Origin of the sequence: Pseudomonas koreensis (assembly GCF_012986595.1) — a bacterium.
Taxonomy (GTDB): domain Bacteria; phylum Pseudomonadota; class Gammaproteobacteria; order Pseudomonadales; family Pseudomonadaceae; genus Aquipseudomonas; species Aquipseudomonas koreensis.
Genome location: NZ_JAAQYM010000007.1, coordinates 217,930 through 232,996 on the forward strand (window position 1 = coordinate 217,930; position 15,067 = coordinate 232,996).

The 15,067-nt window shown below is 61.1% G+C and carries 16 protein-coding genes and 1 riboswitch; of the genes, 11 read left to right on the plus strand and 5 right to left on the minus strand.

Annotation, left to right across the window (positions count from 1 at the left end; translation table 11 throughout):
* Nucleotides 1-73 precede the first annotated feature (73 nt).
* Nucleotides 74-1,021 carry a LysR family transcriptional regulator gene (locus HBN98_RS22150; RefSeq protein WP_083368832.1) on the minus strand — a complete coding sequence of 316 codons (948 nt, stop codon included), beginning with the start codon at nucleotides 1,019-1,021 and terminating at the stop codon, nucleotides 74-76.
* A 127-nt stretch (nucleotides 1,022-1,148) separates the two neighbouring features.
* Here HBN98_RS22150 and HBN98_RS22155 point away from each other — a divergent pair, with 127 nt between their 5' ends.
* From HBN98_RS22155 to HBN98_RS22170, 4 genes are all read left to right on the plus strand, one after another.
* Nucleotides 1,149-1,424, plus strand: coding sequence for a DUF2798 domain-containing protein (locus tag HBN98_RS22155; RefSeq protein WP_083368833.1), 276 nt, complete (start codon nucleotides 1,149-1,151; stop codon nucleotides 1,422-1,424).
* Between the two features lie 181 nt (nucleotides 1,425-1,605).
* A complete protein-coding gene (locus HBN98_RS22160) occupies nucleotides 1,606-3,393 on the plus strand; it encodes a thiamine pyrophosphate-requiring protein (RefSeq protein ID WP_083368834.1) in 1,788 nt (595 codons plus the stop codon).
* A 146-nt stretch (nucleotides 3,394-3,539) separates the two neighbouring features.
* Nucleotides 3,540-3,971, plus strand: coding sequence for an HhH-GDP family DNA glycosylase (locus tag HBN98_RS22165; RefSeq protein ID WP_083368835.1), 432 nt, complete (start codon nucleotides 3,540-3,542; stop codon nucleotides 3,969-3,971).
* Nucleotides 3,971-4,684 carry a DUF72 domain-containing protein gene (locus HBN98_RS22170; protein ID WP_169844074.1) on the plus strand — a complete coding sequence of 238 codons (714 nt, stop codon included), beginning with the start codon at nucleotides 3,971-3,973 and terminating at the stop codon, nucleotides 4,682-4,684. Before HBN98_RS22165 ends, HBN98_RS22170 begins: the two co-directional genes overlap by 1 nt.
* Before the next feature lies 1 nt (nucleotide 4,685).
* On the opposite strand, the gene mntP is transcribed toward HBN98_RS22170, so the two are convergent.
* The 3 genes from mntP to HBN98_RS22185 form a co-directional block, all read right to left on the minus strand.
* Nucleotides 4,686-5,249 carry a manganese efflux pump MntP gene (gene mntP, locus HBN98_RS22175; protein WP_083368837.1) on the minus strand — a complete coding sequence of 188 codons (564 nt, stop codon included), beginning with the start codon at nucleotides 5,247-5,249 and terminating at the stop codon, nucleotides 4,686-4,688.
* 8 nt (nucleotides 5,250-5,257) lie between these two features.
* Nucleotides 5,258-5,429, minus strand: a riboswitch (yybP-ykoY riboswitch).
* A 215-nt stretch (nucleotides 5,430-5,644) separates the two neighbouring features.
* Nucleotides 5,645-7,021 (minus strand): ATP-binding protein, encoded by a 1,377-nt coding sequence (locus HBN98_RS22180; RefSeq protein WP_083368838.1) that lies wholly within the window; start codon nucleotides 7,019-7,021, stop codon nucleotides 5,645-5,647.
* A complete protein-coding gene (locus tag HBN98_RS22185) occupies nucleotides 7,018-7,680 on the minus strand; it encodes a response regulator (protein ID WP_064587910.1) in 663 nt (220 codons plus the stop codon). The genes HBN98_RS22180 and HBN98_RS22185 overlap by 4 nt, the downstream gene beginning before the upstream one ends.
* 171 nt (nucleotides 7,681-7,851) lie before the next feature.
* On the opposite strand from HBN98_RS22185, the gene HBN98_RS22190 reads away from it, so the two are divergent.
* The 5 genes from HBN98_RS22190 to HBN98_RS22210 are packed head-to-tail and all read left to right on the plus strand — an operon-like array spanning nucleotide 7,852 to nucleotide 12,671.
* Nucleotides 7,852-8,118: a PepSY domain-containing protein gene (locus HBN98_RS22190; RefSeq protein WP_007960465.1), complete on the plus strand. Its 267-nt coding sequence runs from the start codon at nucleotides 7,852-7,854 to the stop codon at nucleotides 8,116-8,118.
* On the plus strand, nucleotides 8,118-8,663 hold the full coding sequence (locus tag HBN98_RS22195; protein ID WP_083368839.1) for a cytochrome b/b6 domain-containing protein: 546 nt from the start codon (nucleotides 8,118-8,120) through the stop codon (nucleotides 8,661-8,663). The genes HBN98_RS22190 and HBN98_RS22195 overlap by 1 nt, the downstream gene beginning before the upstream one ends.
* Nucleotides 8,664-8,714: 51 nt before the next feature.
* Nucleotides 8,715-10,010: a sialidase family protein gene (locus HBN98_RS22200; RefSeq protein WP_083368840.1), complete on the plus strand. Its 1,296-nt coding sequence runs from the start codon at nucleotides 8,715-8,717 to the stop codon at nucleotides 10,008-10,010.
* Entirely contained in the window at nucleotides 10,010-10,621 is a 612-nt protein-coding gene (locus HBN98_RS22205) for a hypothetical protein (protein WP_083368841.1), read from the plus strand. The genes HBN98_RS22200 and HBN98_RS22205 overlap by 1 nt, the downstream gene beginning before the upstream one ends.
* 22 nt (nucleotides 10,622-10,643) lie before the next feature.
* Nucleotides 10,644-12,671, plus strand: a complete 2,028-nt coding sequence (locus tag HBN98_RS22210) for an LTA synthase family protein (RefSeq protein WP_083368842.1) — start codon at nucleotides 10,644-10,646, stop codon at nucleotides 12,669-12,671.
* Nucleotides 12,672-12,701: 30 nt separating this feature from the next.
* Here the strand turns inward: HBN98_RS22210 and HBN98_RS22215 are convergent, their stop codons facing one another.
* The gene (locus tag HBN98_RS22215; RefSeq protein ID WP_083368843.1) at nucleotides 12,702-13,520 is read right to left on the minus strand and encodes an alpha/beta fold hydrolase; all 819 of its coding nucleotides are present in this window, start codon (nucleotides 13,518-13,520) and stop codon (nucleotides 12,702-12,704) included.
* Nucleotides 13,521-13,748: 228 nt separating this feature from the next.
* Between HBN98_RS22215 and HBN98_RS22220 the strand changes: the two genes are divergently transcribed.
* A complete protein-coding gene (locus tag HBN98_RS22220) occupies nucleotides 13,749-14,231 on the plus strand; it encodes a hypothetical protein (protein WP_083368844.1) in 483 nt (160 codons plus the stop codon).
* Between the two features lie 85 nt (nucleotides 14,232-14,316).
* Nucleotides 14,317-14,712 carry a hypothetical protein gene (locus HBN98_RS22225; RefSeq protein ID WP_151101588.1) on the plus strand — a complete coding sequence of 132 codons (396 nt, stop codon included), beginning with the start codon at nucleotides 14,317-14,319 and terminating at the stop codon, nucleotides 14,710-14,712.
* Nucleotides 14,713-15,067 lie beyond the last annotated feature (355 nt).

Genomic DNA, 15,067 nt, shown 5'->3' on the forward strand with positions numbered 1-15,067 from the left:
GGCGCAAGACTGCGCAACCCCTGGGATCATCAGCCACGCCAATCAAGCAGGGTGCCATTGTGCGTGCCAGTGCTTAACCCGCGATTGTGCTGAGCGGGTGTTCCAGCGGCCAGCGCTTCTTCAGGTGTTCCGTCAGATAATCCATAAAAGCCCTGACCTTCGGCGTCAGCGCCGCTCGCTCCTGCACGCAGGCATAGATGTCCATCGGCTCGACATAAGCGTGGGTTTCACCTGGGCGATGTTCAAACAGCGGCACCAGTTGACCGCTTTCGAGGTAGGGCGCGGCGACGAATTCGGCCAGGCGCGTGATGCCCGCGCCGTTGATTGCCATTTGCGCCAGCGCGTCGATGTCGTCGCTGATGGCGGTGGCGTTGATCGGCGCGTCGTAGCGCTGGCCGTCGCGGATCAAACCCCAACGCAGAAAACGTCCGTCCAGTGGATAGCGGAACGCCAGGCAGGCGTGGTGCTGCAGGTCTTGCGGTGATTGCGGCACGCCGGCGCGCTCGAGGTAGGCGGGGGCGGCGCAGAAGATGAAGGGCAGGGACACGATGCGGCGCGCGACGATCCCATCTTCCAGTTGCGGCTTGATCCGCAGGCTCAGGTCGATGTTGTCCTGGATGTGATTGATCTTGCCATTGGTGGTCGACAGTTCCAGCAGCAGACCCGGGTGCAGCGCGGCGAAACCGGCGATCAGCGGTGCCAGCACGTGGCGGCCGAATGCGGAGGTGGAGGCGATGCTCAAGCGGCCTTGCAGTTCGCCTTGACCGCTGAGGATCGAGCTTTGCGCCGCCTCCAGGTCCGCCGCGATGCGTTTGACCTTTTCGTAATACAGCGCGCCGTTTTCGGTCAGGGCCATGCGGCGGGTGGTGCGTTGCAACAAGCGCACGCCAAGGTGCGTTTCGAGGCGATTGAGGGTCTGGCTCACAGCGGCGGCACTGACGCCCAGGGTCTTGGCGGCGCCGACGATGGAGCCGGCTTCAACCACCTTGATAAAACTGGCAATCGCCGCCAACAGGTTCATCCGTGCTCCGCCAAGGGGGTTCGATTCGTAAGTTCTGCTTTATAAAGTACCTGTGGCGGGCCGTCTAGTTGGGGGCAGGGGGGCTTTGCTAAGGTGCCGGCTCCCTGTCAATGGATGGAAAAGCCATATGAATCAAAGAACCAACACCGATGCCCTGTATCCCTCGCGTCGCAAGCTGACACCGCGGGCGACACCCTATGTGTTTGCGTTGTACATGGCGACGATCATGGCGTTCCTGATGTCGCTGGTGATCACCGCCGCCAATTCCGGCATTGATAACGACTACCTGAGTAATACGCTGCACGCCTACAAACTGGCGATGCCCGTGGCGTTTCTGTGCATCCTCGTGGTGCGCCCGATCGTGGTCAAACTGGTGTCGATGACGGTGCATCCGCCTCGTTGATTCACCCCTCGGAAAACCTTGTCCGGCATCCAGCGCCGGGTAATGACCGATGCCCGGCGTAACCGGCCAGCGGCTAAAACAATCGAAACTTCACGCGCGCCTCGACTGTCCAGACCCTTGTACCGCCCGGCGGATATCTCGCCGGGCGGGCTTCATGCATCGGTGACAGGCGAGGAACGAGATGACGACGACAGTGGGAGATTTTCTGGTTGAGCGGCTCAGCCAATGGGGCGTCACGCGGATTTTTGGTTATCCGGGAGACGGCATCAATGGCGTGTTCGGCGCGCTCGCCCGAGCCAATGGCAAGATCGAATTCGTTCAGGCGCGGCATGAAGAAATGGCCGCGTTCATGGCCTCGGCGCATGCCAAATTCACCGGCGAGCTGGGCGTGTGCATTGCCACCTCAGGGCCAGGGGCTTCGCACTTGATCACCGGGCTGTACGACGCCCGCATGGATCACCAACCGGTGCTGGCGATTGTCGGCCAGCAGGCGCGTACCGCGCTCGGCAGCCATTACCAGCAGGAGCTGGACCTGGTGTCGATGTTCAAGGATGTGGCTGGCGCCTTTGTGCAGCAAGCGTCGGCGCCGTCACAGGTGCGCCATCTGCTCGACCGCGCCGTGCGCACGGCAGTTGGCGAGCGGCGGGTGACGGCGATCATCCTGCCCAATGACCTGCAGGACCTTGAGTACGAGGCGCCGGCCCGGGCGCATGGCACCGCGCATTCCGGCGTCGGTTACACCAAGCCGAAAGTGCTGCCCTACGAGGCGGATCTGCAGCGCGCCGCCGACGTTTTGAACAGCGGCGAAAAAGTCGCGATTCTGGTGGGCGCGGGTGCATTGCAGGCAACGGATGAAGTGATTGCCATCGCGGAAAAACTCGGTGCCGGTGTCGCCAAAGCCTTGCTCGGCAAGGCCGCGCTGCCAGACGACTTGCCTTGGGTCACCGGCAGCATCGGCCTGCTCGGCACCGAACCGAGCTACAAGTTGATGAACGAGTGCGACACCTTGCTGATGATCGGCTCGGGTTTCCCCTATGCCGAATTTCTGCCCAAGGAAGGCCAGGCGCGGGGCGTGCAGATCGACCTGCAACCGGACATGCTCAGCCTGCGTTATCCGATGGAGGTCAATCTGGTCGGCGACTCCGCCGAAACCCTTGCGGCGCTGCTGCCGTTGCTCGAACAGAAGACCTCGCGCAAGTGGCGCAAAAAGATCGAAGGCTGGCGCGGCAGTTGGGAGAAAACCCTGGAAAAACGCGCCATGGCCAAAGCCGATCCGATCAATCCGCAGCGGGTGGTGTATGAATTGTCACCACGCTTGCCGGAGCAGGCGATCATCACCAGCGACTCGGGTTCCTGCGCCAACTGGTTCGCCCGTGACCTGAAGATTCGCCGGGGCATGCAATGTTCGCTGTCCGGTGGGCTGGCCTCGATGGGCGCTGCCGTGCCCTACGCGATTGCTGCCAAGTTTGCGCATCCTGAGCGTGCGGTGATCGCGCTGGTGGGCGACGGCGCGATGCAGATGAACAACATGGCCGAGCTGATTACGGTCGCCAAATACTGGCGCCAGTGGGAGAGTCCGAAGTGGATCTGCGCGGTGTTCAACAACGAGGACCTGAACCAGGTCACCTGGGAGCAGCGAGTGATGGAGGGCGATCCGAAGTTCGAAGCCTCGCAGAGCATTCCCGACGTGCCGTATCACCTGTTCGCCATTTCCATCGGCTTGAAAGGCATTTTCGTCGACCGCGATGAGGACGTCGCCGCCGCCTGGGAGCAGGCGCTGGCCTCGGACGTGCCTGTGCTGATCGAGTTCAAGACCGACCCCAACGTGCCGCCGTTGCCGCCACATATCACGTTCCAACAGGCGAAAAAATTTGCCACCACCTTGCTCAAGGGCGACCCGGATGAAGCGGGCGTGATCGTGCAAGCCGCCAAACAAGTGTTGGCGAGCGTCCTCCCCGGCAAAAAATAATCCGAGTAGGCGCTGCTGCAGGCTGCGATCTTTTAAAAGGATCGCAGCCTGCCGCCATTGAGTAGTTACCACGCAAAAAAAAGGAGCGCCCGGCGCTCTCCATCGGCCTCAAGCAAAAGCCCCCTCAAGCCGCGAGCGATCACCCGATGAGCAAAACCGTCAGCGCCCACGACCTGCACATCAGCCTTGATCCGTTAAGCGAGGAGGGGTTGTTCAAATGGCTGCTCGCCAGTTTTCTGATGGGCAAGCGCATTCAGGCCGGCATTGCCGCCGAGGCCTATCGAGTGATTGCCGAGCGGCATCAGCGCGACACACCGCGCAAACTCGCGAACTGCACGCATCGGCAATTGGTCGGCATGCTCGGCGAGGCGCATTACGTGCGTTACGACGAAACCACGGCCACGCGTCTGTTGGCGCTGGCGGCGCGGCTCAATGACGAATACGCCAGCAAGGTCGGCAACATCGTCAAGGCCAGCGCCGATCGTGGCGAGTTCGAACAGCGCCTGAAGGCTTTCGACGGGATTGGTCCGAAGACCGTGGAGATTTTCATGCGTGAAGCGGCGAAGGTGCTTTTTTGATGTTCATTGGTTGCGCAGGCTGGAGTCTGGGGCGTGAGTATTGGCCGCAGTTTCCGGCCGAGGGCACGCATCTGCAGCGTTATGCGGCGCAATTCAATGGTGTGGAAATCAACAGCTCGTTCTATCGCCCGCATCGTCGTCAGACTTATGCGCGCTGGGCGGAATCGGTGCCGCCAGGCTTTCGTTTTTCGGTGAAGGTGCCGAAGCGGATCACCCATGAATTGCGTCTGCAAAACTGTGATCAGGTGCTTGATGAGTTTCTGGAGCAGTGCGGCGGCCTGGGTGATCGACTGGGGTGTTTGCTGGTGCAACTTGCGCCGTCGCTGGCATTTGAGCCGATAAGCGCTGAAGCGTTTTTCGTCGCGTTGCGCCAGCGATTCGACGGTGACGTGGTGGTTGAGCCACGGCATGCATCGTGGGTTATCGCGCAGCCCCTGTTGCAGGCGTATCGGGTTGCCCAGGCGGTGGTCGATCCATCGCGGATCAGCACCGATGGCTCGGCGCAGGGCTGGGCGGGGCTGGGTTATTGGCGACTGCACGGCTCGCCGCGCATCTACCACAGCGCCTACGATGAGCGTTATCTGCAAGCGCTGGCACAGCAGCTGAAAGTCGCGGCAGCAGACGGTGCCGCCACCTGGTGCATCTTCGACAACACTGCCAGTGGTGCCGCGCTGGGGAACGCGTTGGCACTGACAGCGTTGATTGCAGGTTGAATCAGACCGACAAGTGCTCGTAGAGGATGGTCGCGCCGACGATCATCAACACCACGCCACCGACAATTTCCGCGCGCTTGCCGACGACCGCGCCGAGCACCCGGCCAAGCATCACGCCGAGGGTCACCATGGTCATGGTCGCCAGGCCGATGGCCGCTGCCGCCACCCAGATATTGACGTCGACAAACGCCAGGCCAACGCCGACCGCGAGTGCGTCGATGCTGGTGGCAAACGCGGTGACCGCGAGAATCAGGAACGAATGTTGACCGGGTTTTTCCTCTTCCTCGTCTTCGTGTTTGAGGCCGTTGTAGATCATGTGCAGGCCGAGGATGACCAGCAGGGTGAAGGCGATCCAGTGGTCCCATTCGGCGACCCAGCGGGTGGCGGCCTGGCCGATCAGCCAGCCGATGATCGGGGTGATGGCTTCGATCACGCCGAAAATCAGACCGGTGCGCAGGGCTTCGGTCAGACGCGGTTTGTGCAGGCTGGAGCCTTTGCCGATGGCCGCGGCGAACGCGTCCGTGGACATGGCCAGGGCGAGGAATATGAGGGAAACAGGATTCACGGGGGCACACTTCCAGTCGGGCTATGAGTCAACGACACAACCACACGCCCGACTTTAGGCATGGATGTGTCGTCGGTCTCACCAACCAAAAGGTGTTCGCACCACGGCATGTTGCCGAGAATGTTGATACGAACGCTTCCGAGGAACTCGGAAACAGGCTACTCCCCAACGAGGCTGCGGATCTTATTGGGGCCAACATGAAAATTTTGTCAAAAGCACCGAGGCCATCGAAAAACAGCAGATATCTGTGGCGAGGGAGCTTGCTCCCGCCGGGTCGCGCAGCGGCCCTTTCTTTGCCGAACAGCAGTAGGCCTGCTGCGCAGTCCAGCGGCAGCAAGCTCCCTCGCCACAGCGAATCTTCACGCAGCGTTTCAATCTGACCTGAGAGAGCAGCGCTAAGCCAAGGGGGCCTCGTTGATCCGCAACTGCGCGCACAATCCACCCTGCGGCCGGTTGTACAGCTGCAGCGTGCTGTCGATCTTGCTGACGATCATCTGCACGATCGCCAGCCCCAGCCCGGCGCCATTGCCGTGGCCGTGGCTGTAGAAACGCTCGAACAACCGCGCGTACTCCAATTCGTTGATCCCGGGGCCGGCGTCTTCGACGCTGATGTACACCGCGCCGCCGGCCTGCGGTTGCACCTGAACCCGCACCTCGCTGCCGGGCGGGGCGAAGTTCAGCGCATTGGTCACCAGGTTTTGCAGGGCGATGGCGAGGGCCACCGGGTCGGTTTCGACTGGGCAGTGGTGGTCGCTGTCGAGGATCAGTTCGACGTCTTTTTCCAGGGCCAGCGGCGCCAGTTCGGCGAGTTCTTCGCGGACCAGTTCGGTCAGGTCCACGGCGCTGGTTTCGGGATGCGCCAGGCGCGGTTCGATACGCGCCATGGTCAGCAACTGACTGGCGATGCGCGTCGCCCGATCCACTGCGCTGACCAGAAACTCCAGGGCTTCTTCGCGCTGTTGCGGGGTCGCGGCCAGTTGCGCGTTTTGCGCGTGGATCCGCAGGATCGCCAGCGGCGTGCGCAGTTCATGGGCCGCATCGGCGATGAAGCGGCGTTCCCGGGCCAGCAGGTTGTCGATCTGCCGCAACAGACGATTGAGCGCGGTTTGCATCGGCTCCAGATCATGCGGCAGTGGGCTGAGGTGCAGCGGTTTCAGGGTTTCGGTGTCACGTCCGCGAATGCTCCGCGCCATCGCGCGCAACGGCTGCAGGCCCCAGCCGATGGTCAGCCAGATCAGCGCGGCCAGCAGCGGTACGCCGATCAGGCTCGGCCACAGGGTGTGGCCGACGATGCGCTCGATCAGGTCCTGGCGGATATCGTCGCGTTCGCCGACCCAGATCAACAACCCCTGTTGCGGGTCCTTGAGCAGGAACGCGCACCAGTCGCGGCCATTTTCCATCAGGTCATGCGAGCCGAGAGTGGTCGGCGGTGCGGCGAGCTCCGGTGCTTCGGCCGAGCGCACCAGCAACTGGCCGTCGCTGCGCCAGACCTGAAAGGTCAGGCGGGTTTCGTAAGGGTGCGCGGCCTCGCCGTCGCCGACCCGGCTCATGGCTGCATCGAACGCCTGATAGAGCCGGGTCCAGTCGTTGTCGCCCGGCGCGCGCTGGGCCAGCACGCCTTGCAGCAGACGGGCGCTTTGCGCCAGTTGGGCATCGTAGACTTCTTCGATTTCGTGGTGGCTGTCGCGCAGCACCAGCCAACTGATCAGGACGTCGCCGATCAATACCAGGATCAGCACCGGCACAAGAATTCGCGCACGAATGGAAATCATGGCTTGAGCTCCAGCACATAACCGACACCGCGCACGGTGCGGATCAACTCGGTCGAAAGCTTCTTGCGCAGGTTGTGGATCAGCACTTCGAGGGTGTTGCTCTCGACCCGTTCCTGCCAGCCATACAGCGCCCGGGACAGGCGCTCGCGGGTGACGACCTTGCCGGGACGGGCCAGCAGTTGGTGCAGCAGTTGATATTCCATGGGGGTGACCACCACGTCGTTGCCGTGCCAGCTGACTTGTTGCGTGACCGGGTCGAGACACACCCCGGCATGCTCCAGCACCGGTTGCGCACGGCCCTGGCTGCGGCGCAGCAAGGCGCGGATGCGGGCTTTCAATTCATCGACGTCGAACGGTTTGATCAGGTAGTCGTCGGCCCCCGCGTCCAGCCCGGCGATGCGTTCGGCGGTGCCGTCGCGTGCGGTGAGGATCAGCACCGGCAGATCCTGTTGTTCGCCGCGCAGGCGTTGCAGCAGGGCCAGGCCATCGAGGCGCGGCAGGCCGAGGTCGAGCAGCAGCAGATCGAAGCTTTCGCTGCGCAGGGCATGCAAGGCGCTGACCCCGTCCTGCAACCAGTCGAGGGTGTAGCCTTCGCTGCCGAGGGCAACACGAATGCCTTGACCGAGGGCGCGATCATCTTCGACCAGCAATAGGCGCATAACGGAGTCTCTTGAGGAAACAGGGCGGGTGACCGGCGGCATCATGCCGCTGTGCGAGGGGCTGTGGCAGTTCACCCGACGGGAAAGATGTAACGACTCGTTGCCAACTAAGCTTTCACTAAGGTTGCTTTTGCACAGTGAGGCCTTCCTCATCGAGCGAGAGTGTTTTCCATGCGCAAACTTCTGCTGTTGTCCCTGATCGTTGCCAGCCCGTTGGCCGTCGCCGGCCCGCAATGCACCACCGCCGAACGTTCGCAATGGCAAGACCAGAAAGCCTTTCAGGAGCAGCTCAAGGCCCAGGGCTACGAGATCAGCAAGTTCAAGGTTACCGACGGCAACTGCTACGAGATCTACGGCTTCGACAAAGACAAGCGCAAGGTCGAGATCTACCACGACCCGGTCAGCGGCAAAGCGGTGAAAACCGAGATCAAGGGCTGATGCCGAGCGCGTCCCTGCGCCTGTGGGACCCCGTGGTGCGGCTGTTTCATCTGTCCATCGCGGGCGTCTTCGTCGCCAACTACTTCTTCAATGAAGCCGGTGACGACTGGCATGTCTGGCTCGGCTATTACGCCATGGCCTGGCTGCTGGTGCGCGTGGTGTGGGGATTCGTCGGGCCGCGCAGTGCGCGCTGGGCGGATTTCTGGCCGACACCGACGCGGCTGATCGCCCATGCGCGATCACTGATTGCCGGACGGCCCGAGCATCGCCTCGGGCATTCGCCGATTGGCGCGCTAGTGATGCTTCTGATGTTGCTGGCGATGTTGATTGCCGGTTTGAGCGGCTGGGCCATGGAAGAGGTCGACGCCTTGTGGGGTGCCGACTGGCCGTTGCAGGTGCACGAAACGGCTACCGACGCCTTGTTGGTGCTGGTGGGTCTGCACATCGCCGCTGCGTTGTTCGAGAGTTTTCTGGTTCGCGACAACTTGCCGTTGTCGATGCTCACCGGACGCCGTCGCCGCTTGCCGGACGACCCGACGCGCTGACAGGGATGTGTTGCCGATTGCCCTCCCTCCTGTTCTTGCCGTGAGTCCACTATGCGTGCGTTGTCCTATCGCTTGAAACTGACCCTTGGCGGACTGGCCGTGTGCCTGATTTTCTGGAGCGCCTGGCGCAGTCATCCGGCCCATGTGCTGGCGCCGTTTGCCGTGGCGACGCCGCCGGTTGATGCGTCGTTGCAGGCTCCGGAACCGGTGTACAGCAGCCGCTTCGTCTCATCAAAACTGAATGATTTCGTGCACTCGTCGTCGGTCACCGCGCTGCCGGGCGGCGACCTGATGGCGGTGTGGTTTGCCGGTTCCCGCGAGGGCGCGGCCGACGTGCAGATTCGCACTGCGCGCTACGACGCCGACACTGCGGAGTGGGGCGCCGAGCAGGTGCTCGCCACCCGCGAATCGACCCGCGATGGCACCCGCCGCTACATCCGCAAACTGGGCAACCCGGTGATCGCCCTCGCGCCGGATCAGCGCCTGTGGATGTTCTATGTCTCGGTGTCCGTGGGCGGCTGGGCCACCAGCGCGATCAACGTGATGGTCTCGGATGATTTCGGACGCAACTGGACGGCGCCACGGCAGTTGGTCACTTCGCCGTTTTTCAACATCAGCACGCTGGTGCGCGCGGCGCCGGTGTTCCATGCCGATGGCTCGATCGGCCTGCCGGTGTACCACGAGTTCATGGGCAAATTCGCCGAGTATCTATACCTGAGCGCGGACGGGGCGGTGATCGACAAATTCCGCATCAGCCGTGGCAAGCATTCGTTGCAGCCGACCATTGTGCCACTGGACGGGCGACGTGCCGTGGCCATGCTGCGTTATGCCGGCGAGACCCATCATCGGGTGCTGGCCAGCCGCACCGAGGACGCCGGGCAGACCTGGAGCGAGCCGTATCCGCTGGAACCGGCCAACCCCAATTCGTCGCTGGCGGCAGTCGGCACCGACGACAACGGCTTGCTGGTGGCACTGAACGATCTGCAGGACGGGCGCTTCAAGCTCAGCCTGTATGGCACCGATGCCAACCTGAACAACTGGCGCAACGTGATCGAACTCGATCAGTCGCCCGATCCGCTCGGCCAACCATTCGCCCCCGACGCCTACAAGGCGATCATCGGCGAAGGCTTTCGCGCCTCCAGCGGTGCCCGGCGCCTGCCGCTGGAGCAGCGCTTCCTGAGTAATCTGGACTACCGGGTGTGCAAGCCGCAGGGCTGTGATTTCGAGTATGAATACCCGTACTTCAGTCGCGGCAGCGACGGCCTATATCACCTGGTCTATTCGTGGAATAACACCTTCATCAAACATGTCAGCTTCAATGAAGCGTGGCTGGCGGAGCGTCTGTGATGCTGTTTCTCTGGCAAGCCCATTTGACCTTCATCCTGCTCGGTTTTGTCCTGCTGGGTTCGCTGCACTGCACGCAACGCTGGCGTCCATGGCTGCTGCCGGTGCTGGCGGCGGTGAGTTTCATTCCGCTCAACGATCTGCCTTTGGCGGCCTACGTGCGCAGTTTCACCGACGATCTGGCGATCACCACGCTGGTGTTGCTTGGCTGGGCCAGCCTGGTCCGGCTCGGCGTGGTCAGGAAGCAAACGCTGTCGGCGCGGGTTCAAGTGTGGGTGCTGTTCATCGCACTGGCCGCGCTGTTGTACCCGGCGACGATGGGCCTGACGTATGTCGATCCCTACCGTTGGGGCTTCAACCCCCGGCCGCTGATCCTCTGTATGGGGCTGCTGACCCTGGGGCTGTTGTGGCTGCGCAACACGCTGGCGGTGTCGATGCTCGCGCTGGGTACGCTGGCCTTTGCGCTGCGGCTCAAGGCCTCGGAAAACTACTGGGATTACCTGATCGACCCGCTGCTGGTGGGTTACTGCCTGGTGGCGGGGGCGACGCTGTGCCTGCGCGAGGTCTGCCGTCTGCTGCGACCGGCCCCGGCGGTCCCGACATCTTCTATCTGAACCAACGACACAGAGGTCAATGATGGGCTGGTTGCAATCGCGACGCCTGCGCTACGGCGTGGGTGCGGCAGGTTTGGCGTTCTTGTTGTTTGCCGTGCTCAGGCTGGTGTTTGTGCTGGGGTTTTCCGGGATCGCGCCCAGCGAGTTCATCGATAACCCGGCGCTGCGTGAAACCCTGAGCATCGGCTTGCGCTTCGATCTGCGCCTCGCGGTGTTGCTGATATTGCCGCTGGCGCTGCTGGCCTGGCTGCCGCGCTGGAACCTCACGCGGCTGCCCGGGTTGCGCGTGCTGGTGCGGGTTTACTGGTTGCTGGCGCTCGGTGCGGTGGGCCTGCTGTACATCATCGATTTTGGCCACTACGCCTACCTCGGTGTGCGGATCAACGCCACGGTGCTGCGTTATCTGGAGGATGCGCAGATCTCGCAGCAGATGGTCTGGGAAACCTATCCGGTGCTGTGGATCGGCCTCGGCTGGTTGGCGACGCTGGGCCTGTGGTTCTACGGATTTGTAACACTGGAACGTCTGACCCTGGCCCGTGAGCCCAAGGTCATCCGGCGTACCTCGCTGGCACTGGGTACAGGTTTCGGCGTGGTCGCGGTGCTGCTGGCGTTGCTCGGCCGGGTGGAAAATCTCAACCTGGAAAACCCGGTGCCGCTGCGCTGGAGCGATGCGTTTTTTTCCGGCAACGGGCAGATCGCCGCCGTGGGCCTGAACCCGGTGCTGTTCCTCTATGACACGCTCAAGGCCGGGCAGGCGCAGTTCGATGAGGCGCAGGTGCGCGAGCATTACCCGGTGGTGGCGCGGTATCTGGGCGTGGACCAGCCGAATGCGCAAAGCCTGACGTTCGAACGCCAGCAAGGCGTGCAGCCGTATCAGGTGAAGGGCACGCCGAACGTGATGTTCGTCATGCTCGAATCACTGGGCACCAGCGCCGTCGGCGCCTACGGCAATCCGCTGAACCCGACGCCGAACCTCGACCAACTGGCGGCCCGCAGCTGGTTCTTCAAGCACTTCTATGTGCCGGTCACCGGTACCGCGAAAACCGTGTGGGCGAGCATCACCGGCGTTCCCGACGTGACGCGCCGCGAGACCGCCACCCGTCATCCGCTGATCACCCGTCAGCACACGTTGATCAATGCCTTCACCGATTACCAGAAGCTCTACATGATCGGCGGCAATGCCGGCTGGGCCAATATCAATGCGCTCATTCAACAGAGCATCGACGGCGTGCGCCTGTATCAGGAAAGTGACTGGCGTTCGCCGCTGGTGGACGTGTGGGGGATTTCCGATCTGGATCTGTTCAAGGAGAGCGACCGCATCCTGCGCGACTTGCCGAAGGACCGACCGTTCTTCGCCTACGTGCAAACCTCGGGCAACCATCGGCCGTTCACCATCCCCAAGGACAATGACGGCTTTCAGATCAGCAACCTGTCACTGGAACAGGTGCAGGCCGCCGGTTCGCGCAGCGTCGAGCAGTACAACGCGGTGCGCTTGCTGGATTTCAACATCGGCAAGTTGATGGAACTGGCCAAGGCCGGCGGCTATTACGACAACACGATTTTTGTGTTCTTCGGCGACCACAACACACGCATCAGCCAGATCCCGCACATGCCGCCGGCGTTCGAACAACTGGGCCTGGAAAGCAATCACGTGCCGATGCTGATTTACGCGCCGGGGCTGCTCGCACCCAAGGTCATCGACGAAGCGGTGGGGCTGGCGGACCTGTTGCCGACGGTGGCGGGGATGGCCGGCGTGCCGTTCCGTAACGGTGCGATGGGCCGCGATGTCCAGCAACCGGCGCCGGAAGGTGAGCGTGTGGTGCCGCTGGTGTTGCGCGAAGGGACGTTCCCGTTGATTGGCGGGGTGACGCAGGATTTCCTGCTGCAGATGCAGCATGACGGCAGTTCACCGACGCTGCATGACCTCGCATCGAAGACGCCGCTGGATAACGTCGCCGAGCAAAATCCGCAGGAGTTCCAGCGTCTGGTTGAGTTGACGCGGGGGCTGCACGAGAGTGCGCGGCTGATGCTGTATCGCAACGTGCGCTGACCGGGATTGCGCCCGGTCAGCGCAGCGTTTTCAGCGGTTGAGGAAGGCCAGCAGGTCTTCGTTCAGCGCTTCGGTGTGCGTCACCGCAAAACCGTGCGGTGCGCCGGCGTAGACTTTCAGCTCGGCGCCCTTGATCAGCGCGGCGGCCTGCTTGCCGGTGGTTTCGAACGGCACGATCTGATCGCCGTCGCCGTGGATCACCAGGGTCGGCACATCGATCTTCGCCATGTCCGGGCGGAAGTCGGTTTCGGAGAACGCAGTGACGCAATCCACGGTGCCTTTCAGCGAAGCCAGCAGGGCGACGTTGAGGGTTTGCGTGAGCACGCCGTCGGAGACTTTCTGGCCCTGATTGGTGCCGTAGAACGGCGCGGCGAAATCAGCGATGAACTGCGCACGATCCTTGAGCAGGCCGGTCTTGATCCCGTCGAACACCGAGGTGTCGACGCCTTGCGGGTAGTCGGCCTTCTTGCCGAACAGCGGTGTCACCGCGCCCAGCAGCACCAGACCGGCAACCTGTTCGGTGCCATGACGCGCGATGTAGCGGCTGACGTCGCCGCCACCCATGGAGAAGCCGACCAGCGTCACGTCGCGCAGGTCGAGGTGCTGGATCAGTTGCGCGATGTCATCGGCGAAGGTGTCGTAGTCGTAACCGTTCCACGGTTGATCGGAGCGGCCGAAACCACGGCGGTCAAAGGCAATCGTGCGGTAGCCGCGACTGCTCAGATACTCCATCTGGTATTCCCACATGTCGGCATCCAGCGGCCAGCCATGGCTGAACAGCACGGGCTTGCCGCTGCCCCAGTCCTTGAAATAGATCGCGGTGCCGTCATCGGTAGTGAATGTGCTCATGGAAACTCCTTGCTTGAGTGGACGTTCGGGAGGGACTTTGAAAGCAGGATTCACTATCCGCGCAATCGAACGCGGCCACTTGCATGCAGGTGCTGCGCTGTCGGCGAGGTTCTGTTTTCGGCAGGGTTGAATGCTTGGGCGCTGTTCTGCTCATCTATCAGGAAAAGCGAAAGGTAGGCATGATCAAGTGACCCGCGCCCCGCGTGTCCATGGACGGAGGTTTTTCCTGTGAATAAATCGCGTTACCCGCGCCTGAAAGTGTTCTGGGCGTTTCTTTTGTGCCCAATGGTCCCAGGCTTTATCGCCGGGATCGTCAAGACGATTGCAGCGATTGCGCATCTGGCCATGAATCCACGGCTGATCGGCGAGGTCGGGCCGGAGTTGATGGTGATGCCGCTCCTCGCTCCATTTTTGGCGCTATTGGTGTATCTCGTGCCGTTTCTGCTTTTTGCGACGCTGATTGCATGGATGAAAATCGAAAGAACACGGCGCAACTGCACGATGATTTCTCTCGCAGGTGCAGGCATTGCCACGCTTTGGGTGGCGCCGTTTATTGTTGCTGTCGTGCGAGATGTCGACGGGGCCAGTTATCCTGATTATGCCTTGGGGCTGATCGTGCTTTTCGCTGCCGCCATGACGACTTGCTGGTTGACCGCGTATTTTTTCTTACCCCACACAATCTGTCTTGATACAGACGTAAATCGTGGATAACACAGTCAGGAGGTGGGATGGATCAGGCATTGTTAGCAAGAAGGATAGAAAGTGGGACTGATTTGTTTTTTGGGAGGGAGTAATCATGTCCTTGTCGGCAACGATTTTTTCATCAGCGCAATTGACCGTAGAAGACTTTAAACAAGTCATTTTGTCCAGTGGTGGGTATGTAAGTTCTGGCATACCTCATCGGGGCAGCATCAGTGAGGGTGATTCAGATATTTGGTTGGCTCTGCATTCAAAGGATGTAATTGAAGAATTTTCTGATGCCGACGATCGTCAAGAATGGCAGGATGTCTTGGGGGACGTGCCGCAGGTAATGGTGGAGATTAATCTTGATCATACTGAGCATGCCAAATTAATGTACTTGAAGGTTTTTTTGAGATTTGCCAAAGCTTGGCCTTGTGTTTTACATGACGTAGACGACTCTGTTCTTTCCTGTCGTTCGGTTTTGCTGAAATATAAAGCTTGTTTGGGATAGAGTTAAGTGGGGGTGTTAATTTTGTTTTGGGCCTATTTATTTTTCAGGTGTTAAGGCGAGTAATCGATATGGCATTTTATATAGAGATGGATAGAACTGCAGAGACTGAGGAGTATGTTGAGTATACATTTGGCCGGGGGTGGAGGTGGGTTTGATAAGGCTGGATAAAATAAAGGGAACTATTGCTGTTCTAAAGGAGTGTCCATTGGATGCGAAAGGTCAATGGTCAGATAGAGTCGGCATGAAATTGGCTCGTTTTTTCGTGAGTGGCGAGTTTCCTGAAAAAACCCAGTGGGCGTCTTGATAGAAAAAGCGACGTGTGCAACGTTTTGGTGGAGTTGATTTGCAGGAAGCC

What these genes read in the sequence shown, in the direction of transcription:
- HBN98_RS22150 (WP_083368832.1), bottom strand. Translation starts at nt 1,021, where the DNA reads ATGAACCTGTTGGCGGCGATTGCCAGTTTTATCAAGGTGGTTGAAGCC.
- HBN98_RS22155 (WP_083368833.1), top strand. Translation starts at nt 1,149, where the DNA reads ATGAATCAAAGAACCAACACCGATGCCCTGTATCCCTCGCGTCGCAAG.
- HBN98_RS22160 (WP_083368834.1), top strand. Translation starts at nt 1,606, where the DNA reads ATGACGACGACAGTGGGAGATTTTCTGGTTGAGCGGCTCAGCCAATGG.
- HBN98_RS22165 (WP_083368835.1), top strand. Translation starts at nt 3,540, where the DNA reads ATGAGCAAAACCGTCAGCGCCCACGACCTGCACATCAGCCTTGATCCG.
- HBN98_RS22170 (WP_169844074.1), top strand. Translation starts at nt 3,971, where the DNA reads ATGTTCATTGGTTGCGCAGGCTGGAGTCTGGGGCGTGAGTATTGGCCG.
- HBN98_RS22180 (WP_083368838.1), bottom strand. Translation starts at nt 7,021, where the DNA reads ATGATTTCCATTCGTGCGCGAATTCTTGTGCCGGTGCTGATCCTGGTA.
- HBN98_RS22185 (WP_064587910.1), bottom strand. Translation starts at nt 7,680, where the DNA reads ATGCGCCTATTGCTGGTCGAAGATGATCGCGCCCTCGGTCAAGGCATT.
- HBN98_RS22190 (WP_007960465.1), top strand. Translation starts at nt 7,852, where the DNA reads ATGCGCAAACTTCTGCTGTTGTCCCTGATCGTTGCCAGCCCGTTGGCC.
- HBN98_RS22195 (WP_083368839.1), top strand. Translation starts at nt 8,118, where the DNA reads ATGCCGAGCGCGTCCCTGCGCCTGTGGGACCCCGTGGTGCGGCTGTTT.
- HBN98_RS22200 (WP_083368840.1), top strand. Translation starts at nt 8,715, where the DNA reads ATGCGTGCGTTGTCCTATCGCTTGAAACTGACCCTTGGCGGACTGGCC.
- HBN98_RS22205 (WP_083368841.1), top strand. Translation starts at nt 10,010, where the DNA reads ATGCTGTTTCTCTGGCAAGCCCATTTGACCTTCATCCTGCTCGGTTTT.
- HBN98_RS22210 (WP_083368842.1), top strand. Translation starts at nt 10,644, where the DNA reads ATGGGCTGGTTGCAATCGCGACGCCTGCGCTACGGCGTGGGTGCGGCA.
- HBN98_RS22215 (WP_083368843.1), bottom strand. Translation starts at nt 13,520, where the DNA reads ATGAGCACATTCACTACCGATGACGGCACCGCGATCTATTTCAAGGAC.
- HBN98_RS22225 (WP_151101588.1), top strand. Translation starts at nt 14,317, where the DNA reads ATGTCCTTGTCGGCAACGATTTTTTCATCAGCGCAATTGACCGTAGAA.